The organism is Pseudomonas sp. EGD-AK9, assembly GCF_000465935.2.
Taxonomy (GTDB): Bacteria; Pseudomonadota; Gammaproteobacteria; order Pseudomonadales; family Pseudomonadaceae; genus Aquipseudomonas.
This window is the reverse complement of the sequence record NZ_AVOF01000125.1, coordinates 1-8,138: the sequence shown is the minus strand read 5'-3', so window position 1 is coordinate 8,138 and position 8,138 is coordinate 1. Positions and strand designations below refer to the sequence as shown.

5 protein-coding genes and 1 pseudogene are annotated in these 8,138 nt (G+C 66.6%); all 6 read right to left on the bottom strand.

Features of this window, described 5'->3' with window-relative positions:
- Positions 1 to 562, bottom strand: a 562-nt coding sequence (gene tilS, locus N878_RS06920) for a tRNA lysidine(34) synthetase TilS (RefSeq protein ID WP_021442938.1), incomplete at its 3' end; no start/stop codon positions are given.
- A gap of 58 nt (positions 563 to 620) precedes the next feature.
- Complete coding sequence (locus tag N878_RS06915) at positions 621 to 1,571, bottom strand: acetyl-CoA carboxylase carboxyltransferase subunit alpha (protein ID WP_021442937.1); 951 nt, start codon at positions 1,569 to 1,571, stop codon at positions 621 to 623.
- Positions 1,572 to 1,707: 136 nt separating this feature from the next.
- Complete coding sequence (gene dnaE / locus N878_RS06910; RefSeq protein WP_021442936.1) at positions 1,708 to 5,238, bottom strand: DNA polymerase III subunit alpha; 3,531 nt, start codon at positions 5,236 to 5,238, stop codon at positions 1,708 to 1,710.
- Positions 5,239 to 5,308: 70 nt separating this feature from the next.
- Complete coding sequence (locus tag N878_RS06905) at positions 5,309 to 6,766, bottom strand: sodium:alanine symporter family protein (RefSeq protein WP_031302847.1); 1,458 nt, start codon at positions 6,764 to 6,766, stop codon at positions 5,309 to 5,311.
- 190 nt (positions 6,767 to 6,956) lie between these two features.
- A complete protein-coding gene (rnhB, locus tag N878_RS06900; RefSeq protein WP_031302846.1) occupies positions 6,957 to 7,553 on the bottom strand; it encodes a ribonuclease HII in 597 nt (198 codons plus the stop codon).
- Positions 7,553 to 8,138, bottom strand: a pseudogene (locus N878_RS06895) (hypothetical protein); the annotation flags it as partial. The pseudogene N878_RS06895 and the gene rnhB, both read right to left, overlap by 1 nt.

Here is an 8,138-nt window from a genome sequence, read left to right as displayed (position 1 = left end):
CATCGGCATTGCTCGGGTCTTCCACCCAGCTCAGCCCATGGGCCTCGGCATAGGCCAGCAACTCGGTACGCGGAACGTCCAGCAGCGGCCGAACCAGAGTGCCGCGGCCCAGCGGTCGAGCTACAGGCATGGCCGCCAGACCGCGCACGCCGGCGCCGCGCAACAGGCGAAACAGCAAGGTCTCGGCCTGATCGTCGCGATGCTGGGCACCGAGCAGCACCTCGCCCTCGCCCAGACGCGCGGCGAAGGCGGCGTAGCGCGCCTGGCGCGCCGCTTGCTCCAGGCTGGCGCCCGGCGCAACCTGCACCGCAACGATTTCCAGGGGAATATCCAGCTGCGCGCAGCTGCGCGCGCAATGCTCGGGCCAGGCCTCGGCCGCCGGCTGCAGGCCGTGGTGGACATGGATGGCGGCCAGCGGCGGCAGCGCCTCGCGCCGGACGAGACCGGCCAGCAGGTGCAGCAGCACGCTGGAGTCGAGGCCGCCGGAGAAGGCGATACGCCAGGCCGGTGCCGTTCGCCAGGGCTGCAACGCGGCGCGCAGACGGATATCGAGAGCAGTCATCGGCCAAGCTTAAACAACAACGGGCCCGAAGGCCCGTTGAGATGCGCGCTGAACGAGCTCAGGCGATGCCGTAGCTCATCAGGCGATCGTAACGACGCTTGAGCAGGGCGTCGGTGTCGTACTTCTGCAGGCTGGCCAACTGCTTGGTCAGCTCCTGACGAATCGACTCGGAAGCCGCTGCCGGATCACGATGAGCGCCGCCCAGCGGCTCGGCGATCACCTGATCGACGATGCCCAGATCCTTCAGGCGCTCGGCGGTGATGCCCATGGCCTCGGCGGCGTCCGGCGCCTTCTCGGCGGTACGCCAGAGAATCGAGGCGCAGCCTTCCGGCGAGATCACCGAGTAGGTGGAGTACTGCAGCATGTTCAGCTGATCGCAGACGCCGATGGCCAGCGCGCCGCCGGAGCCGCCCTCGCCGATCACGGTGGCGATGATCGGGGTCTTCAGCCGCGCCATCACCCGCAGGTTCCAGGCGATGGCCTCGCTCTGCCCGCGTTCCTCGGCATCGATACCCGGGTAGGCACCGGGGGTGTCGATAAAGGTGAGGATCGGCATCTTGAAGCGCTCGGCCATTTCCATCAGGCGGCAGGCCTTGCGGTAGCCCTCGGGACGCGGCATGCCGAAGTTGCGGCGTACCTTCTCGCGCACTTCACGGCCCTTCTGATGACCGATGACCATCACCGGCTGCTCGCCGAGACGGGCCACGCCACCGACTATGGCGGCGTCGTCGGAGAAGTGACGGTCGCCGTGCAGCTCGTCGAACTCGGTGAAGATGTGCTGGATGTAGTCCAGGGTGTAGGGGCGGCGCGGATGGCGCGCCAGCTGAGCGATCTGCCAGCTGGAGAGGTTGCCGAAGATGCTTTCGGTCAGCGCGCTGCTCTTGTCCTGCAGGCGGGCAATCTCGTCGCCGATGTTCAGCGCGTTGTCGTTACCGACCAGGCGTAGCTCTTCGATCTTGGCTTGCAGGTCGGCGATCGGCTGTTCGAAATCGAGAAAATTCGGGTTCATAGTCATCCGTCTTGCGTCGACGGCCAAGTGGCCGGGGAGCTGTATCCATTAGGCGCCCTACCTTAAGGGATAGGGCGCAGCGGGTCGACACCCGCAGGTGCCAATGCCAACACAAAGGGAATTTTCCCCTCTCGCGTCAGCGGTAGTGCAAAAAGACGTTGTCGCGCCCGAACTGGTCACGCAATGCCTGAATCAATGTGTCGGCCGGGTCGATGCGCCAGGCGTCGCCAAACTGAAGCAAGGCGCGTGCCTCCTCGCCGCTGTAGTCCAGGGTCACCGGGCAGGCGCCCTTGTGCTTGCCGCACAGCTCGGCCAGCCAGCGCAGGCGGTCGCCTTTCAGCGCCTCGCCGGCGACCTTCAGGCGCAGGCTGTCGGCCAGGCCGGTGCGCGCCTCCTCCAGGCTCATCACGCGCTTGGCGCGCAGGCGCAGGCCGCCGGAGAAGTCGTCGTTGCTCACCTCGCCCTCGACCACCACCAGCGCATCGTTCTGCAGCAGCGCCTGGTTGCTGGCGAAGGCATCGGCGAACAGCGAGGCCTCGATCCGCCCGGAGCGGTCGTCGAGGGTGATAAAGCCCATCTTGTCGCCCTTCTTGTTCTTCATCACCCGCAGGTTGACGATCATCCCGGCGATGGTCTGGGTATCGCGCGCGGGCTTGAGCTCGACGATGCGCTGGCGGGCGAAACGGCGGATCTCGCCTTCGTATTCGTCGATGGGGTGGCCGGACAGGTAGATGCCCAGGGTGTCCTTCTCGCCTTTCAGGCGCTCCTTGATCGGCAGATCGCGGGCCTTGCGGTGGTTGGCGTAGACGTCCGCCTCGGGCTCGGCGAACAGGCCGCCGAACAGGTCCATATGGCCGCTCTCGGCGCTGCGCGCGGTCTGCTCGGCGGACTGCACGGCCTCTTCCATGGACGCCAGCAACACCGCGCGATTCTTGTCGACGCTGGCCTGGTAGGCCTTGAGCTCGTCCTGGTAGTAGGGCCCCAGGCGATCCAGCGCGCCGCTGCGGATCAGCGCTTCGAGGGTGCGCTTGTTGATGCGCTTGAGGTCGACGCGGTTGCAGAAGTCGAACAGGTCCTTGAATGGCCCACCCTCGGCGCGGCATTCGACGATGGCCTCCACCGGCCCCTCGCCCACGCCCTTGACCGCGCCGAGGCCGTAGACGATACGGCCGTCGTCGTTGACGGTGAACTTGAACTCGGAGACGTTCACGTCCGGCGGATCGATGCGCAACTTCATGTTGCGGCACTCTTCCACCAGGATCACCACCTTGTCGGTGTTGTGCATATCCGCCGACAGCACCGCGGCCATGAACGGCGCCGGGTAATGCGCCTTGAGCCAGGCAGTCTGGTAGGACACCAGGCCGTAGGCGGCGGAGTGCGACTTGTTGAAGCCGTAACCGGCGAATTTTTCCACCAGGTCGAAGATGTTGCCGGCCAGGTCGGCATCGATGCCGTTGTTGGCACAGCCCTCGATGAAGCCGCCGCGCTGCTTGGCCATCTCCTCGGGCTTCTTCTTGCCCATGGCGCGGCGCAGCATATCCGCACCACCCAGCGTATACCCCGCCATCACCTGGGCGATCTGCATCACCTGTTCTTGGTACAGGATGACGCCGTAGGTGGGCTTGAGCACCGGCTCCAGACCGGCGTACTGGTAATCCGGGTGCGGGTAGGACAGCTCGGCGCGGCCGTGCTTGCGGTTGATGAAGTCGTCCACCATGCCGGACTGCAGCGGGCCGGGGCGGAACAGCGCCACCAGGGCGATCATGTCCTCCAGGCAGTCGGGCTTGAGCTTCTTGATCAGCTCCTTCATGCCGCGCGATTCGAGCTGGAAGACCGCGGTGGTCTCCGCCTTCTGCAGCATGTCGTAGGTCTTCTTGTCATCCAGCGGGATGAAGTCGATGTTGACCAGCTCCTCGTCCGCGGCGCCGTCGCGCTTCTGGATGCGATGGATGGTTTCCATCGCCCATTTGATGATGGTCAGGGTACGCAGGCCGAGGAAGTCGAACTTGACCAGGCCGGCCTGCTCGACGTCGTCCTTGTCGAACTGGGTCACCAGGCCGCCGCCCTCCTCGTCACAGGCGATCGGCGAAAAGTCGGTGAGCTTGGTCGGTGCGATCACCACGCCGCCGGCGTGCTTGCCGGTGCCGCGCACCACGCCTTCGAGCTTGAGCGACATGTCCCAGATTTCCCGGGCGTCTTCGTCGTTCTTGAGGAAGTCGCGCAGCGGCTCCTCCATCTCGTAGGCCTTCTCCAGGGTCATGCCCACTTCGAAGGGAATCATCTTCGACAGGCGATCGGCCAGGCCGTAGGACTTGCCCTGGGCGCGCGCCACGTCGCGCACCACCGCCTTGGCCGCCATCGAGCCGAAGGTGATGATCTGGCTCACCGCGTTGCGCCCGTACTTGTCGGCCACGTAGTCGATCACCCGGTCGCGGCCGTCCATGCAGAAGTCGACGTCGAAGTCGGGCATGGATACCCGCTCGGGGTTGAGGAAGCGCTCGAACAGCAGGTCGTAGGCCAAGGGATCGAGGTCGGTGATCTTCAGCACGTAGGCCACCAGCGAACCGGCACCCGACCCCCGGCCCGGGCCGACCGGCACGCCGTTGCTCTTGGCCCACTGGATGAAGTCCATCACGATCAGGAAGTAACCGGGGAAGCCCATCTGGATTATGATATCCAGCTCGAAATTGAGGCGGTCGATATAGACCTGCTTCTTCGCCTGGTAATCCGGCGTGTCCTTGGGCAGCAGCACCTCCAGGCGCTCTTCCAGGCCCTCGAAGGAGGCATGCCGCAGGTAGTCGTCGATGCCCATGCCATTGGGCGTGGGGAAGTCGGGGAGGAAGTACTTGCCCAGCTGCACCTCGATGTTGCAGCGCTTGGCGATCTCCACGCTGTTCTCCAGCGCCTCGGGCAGGTCGGAGAACAGCTCGCACATCTCCGCCGGGGTTTTCAGGTACTGCTGGTCGGAATAGTTGCGCGGCCGGCGCGGGTCATCCAGGGAACGGCCCTCGCCGATGCACACGCGGGTCTCGTGGGCTTCGAAGTCGTCCTGCTTGATGAAGCGCACGTCGTTGGTCGCCACCAGCGGCGCCTCGACGCGGTCGGCCAGGGCCACCGCGGCGTGCAAGTACTCCTCGTCGCCGACCCGGCTGGTGCGCTGCACCTCCAGGTAGAAGCGCTCGGGGAACACCGCCATCCACTCGCGCAGGCGCGCTTCGGCGGCGGCCTCGTCGCCGGCCAGCAGGGCCTGGCCCACTTCGCCCTCGCGCGCACCGGACAGGGCGATCAGGCCCTCGGCGGCCTCCTTGACCCAGTCGCGCTGGATGATCACCAGGTCGTTGCTCTGCCCTTCGGCCCAGCCGCGCGAGACCAGCTCGGTGAGGTTGCGATAGCCCTTGGCGTTCATCGCCAGCAGGGTCAGGCGCGACAGCGGGCCGTCCTCGTCGGCGCTGGCCAGCCAGATATCCGCGCCGCAGATCGGCTTGATGCCGGCGCCCATGGCGGTCTTGTAGAACTTCACCAACGCGCACATGTTGCTCATGTCGGTGACCGCCACCGCCGGCATGCCGGCCCCGGCCACCGCCTTGATCAGCGGTTTGACCCGCACCAGGCCGTCGACCAGGGAGTATTCGGTGTGCAGACGCAGGTGGACGAAATTGGGGCTCATGGCGGTCCTGTGCTGAAGACGAAAACAACAAGGCCCGGATTGTACCGGGCCTTGGCTTTTAGGGCAGCGTCTAAGCGCTGCGTTTGTCCCAGATGCCCGGCTCCAGCCTGGCCTGGATATCCGGATGGCGGCTGGCGTCGAAGGTCGGCAGCTGGCCGCGCTTGCGCTGCTCGTTGTAGTCGCGCGCCAGACGGATGGCCAGGCCGGAGAGCAGGAGGATGGCGATCAGGTTGGTGATCGCCATCAGGCCCATGGAGACGTCGGCGAGGTTCCAGACGAACGGCAGCGAGGCCAGCGCGCCGAACATCACCATGGCCAGTACCAGCAGGCGGAACAGGAGCAGGCCGCTGGCGTGGTTGTGCTCGAGGAACACCAGGCAACTCTCGGCGTAGCTGTAGTTGGCGACGATGGAGGTGAAGGCGAAGAACAGGATGATCAGCGCCAGGAAATACTGGCCCCAGCCGCCGACCTGGCTGGTCAGCGCGTTCTGCACCAGGCCGATGCCCTCGCCCGCCTGCGGTCCGGCCAGCAGGATGATCGCCGCCGAGGCGGTGCAGATCAGGATGGTGTCGATGAACACCCCGGCCATCTGCACGTAACCCTGCGACGCCGGATGCGGCGGATAGGGGGTGGCGGCTGCGGCGACGTTGGGCGCCGAGCCCATGCCTGCCTCGTTGGAGAACAGGCCGCGCTTGACGCCGTTCATGATCGCCGCGCCGATGCCGCCGGCGGCGGCCTCGTGCAGACCGAAGGCGCTCTTGACTATCAGGACCAAGATGCCCGGCAGCTGATCCAGGTTGAGCAGGATCAGCACCAGCGCCAGCAGCAGGTAGGCCGCCGCCATGAATGGCACCGCCAGTTCGGAGAACCGCGCGATCGAGCGCAGGCCGCCGAAGATGATCAGGCCGGTGAGCACCACCAGCAGCGCGCCGATGGCCAGCGCGGCGACCTGCACCGGGCTGCCGGCGATGCTTAGCGTGCCCCAGTCCAGGCCGAAGGCGCCGATCAGCGCGCCGCTGATGGTATTGGCCTGCACCGAATTGAAGACGAAACCGAAGGCGATGATCAGAAAGATCGAGAACAGCACGCCCATCCAGCGCGCGCCCAGGCCGCGCTCCATGTAGTAGGCCGGGCCGCCGCGGAACTGGCCCCTGGCGTCGCGGGTCTTGAACAGCTGGGCCAGGGTCGCCTCGACGAACGCGGTGGCCATGCCGACCAGGGCGATCATCCACATCCAGAAGATCGCCCCCGGCCCGCCCAGGGTGATGGCCACTGCCACGCCTGCCACGTTGCCGGTACCGACCCGCGCCGCCAGCGAGGTGCACAGCGCCTGGAACGAGGAAATCCCGGCGGCGTCGCTCTGCCGGCTGCCGCGCAGCACGCTGAAGATATGGCCGAAATGGCGGAACTGGATCAGCCCCAGGCGCGCGGTGAAATACAGGCCGCAGCCCACCAGCAGCCAGATCAGCACCTTGCCCCAGATGAGGCCGTTGAGTAGGTCGACGACCTGATTGGCCATGTCGTGCATCATCACTCCCCTGCCGCCGCCGGCGGCTTCTACGTTGGCCCGGGATCGCCGGGGCGGATAGCGGGTCGAGGCCCGCCGGGATATTGCGCAGAGTCTAGCCTGCGCAAAGGGGCGGCACTTTGGGGGATCGCGGTTTTCATGGCTTGCGCTGAGGCGACCAATGCAGTCGGTCAGGCGACAAGGCGCGACCTCAGCGCTCCAGCAGCTCGCGTACCGGGGCGAAGGAGCGCCGATGGATCGGCGTCGGTCCGAGGCGGCGCAGCGCCTCGAGGTGGGTGGGCGTCGGATAGCCCTTGTGCCCGGCGATGCCGTAGCCGGGATAGAGCAGATCCAGCTCGGCCATCTCGCGGTCGCGGCTGACCTTGGCCAGAATGGACGCGGCGGCGATGGCCGGCACCTTGGCGTCGCCGCCGACCACCGGCGCGCTGGGCACCGCCAGCTTGGGGCAGCGGTTGCCGTCGATCAGCGCCAGCTTCGGCGTCACACCGAGCCCGGCGACCGCGCGCTGCATGGCCAGCATGGTGGCGTGGAGGATATTCAGGCGGTCGATCTCCTCCACCTCGGCGCGGGCAATGCACCAGGCCAGGGCCTTCTCGCGAATCTCGTCGAACAGCCTGTCGCGGCGCGCCTCGGACAGCTTCTTGGAGTCGTTGAGGCCCTGGATCGGCCGCGCCGGATCGAGGATCACCGCGGCGGTGACCACCGCGCCGCACAGCGGACCGCGGCCGACCTCGTCGACCCCGGCCACCAGGTCCTCGACCAGAGCGAAGTCCAATCCCAGCTGCATCAGCGACCGACCAGCTTGAGCACGGCCTCGGCCGCCTGCGCCGAGGCGTCGCGGCGCAGGGCGCGGTGGATCACGTCGAAACCCTCGGTCTGCACCTCGCCGCCGTCGATCAGCGGCGCCAGCGATTGCGCCAGGGCATCGGCGCTGGCCGCGTCCTGGATCAGCTCCGGCACCAGCAGGCGCTCGGCCAGCAGGTTGGGCAGGGAAATGTACGGACTCTTCACCAGGCGCTTGAGAATGCGGTAGGTCAGCGGCGCCACGCGATAGGCCACCACCATCGGCCGCTTGTACAGCAGCGCTTCCAGGGTCGCGGTGCCGGAGGCGATCAGCACCGCGTCGCAGGCGGCCAGGGCCTCGTGCGAGCGGCCGTCGAGCAGGGTCAGCGGCAGGTCGCGGCTGGCCAGCATCTGCTCCAGTTGCGCACGGCGTTCCGGCGTGGCGCAGGGCAGCAGGAAGCGGATGCACTTGCCCTCGACGTCCAGGTCCACCACACGATCCACCAGAAGGAAGGGATAGCGGTGCGGCAAGTATTCACGAATTTCGTTGATGTCCATCATGTCCGGATAAGCCTGTAAGAAAAAAGAG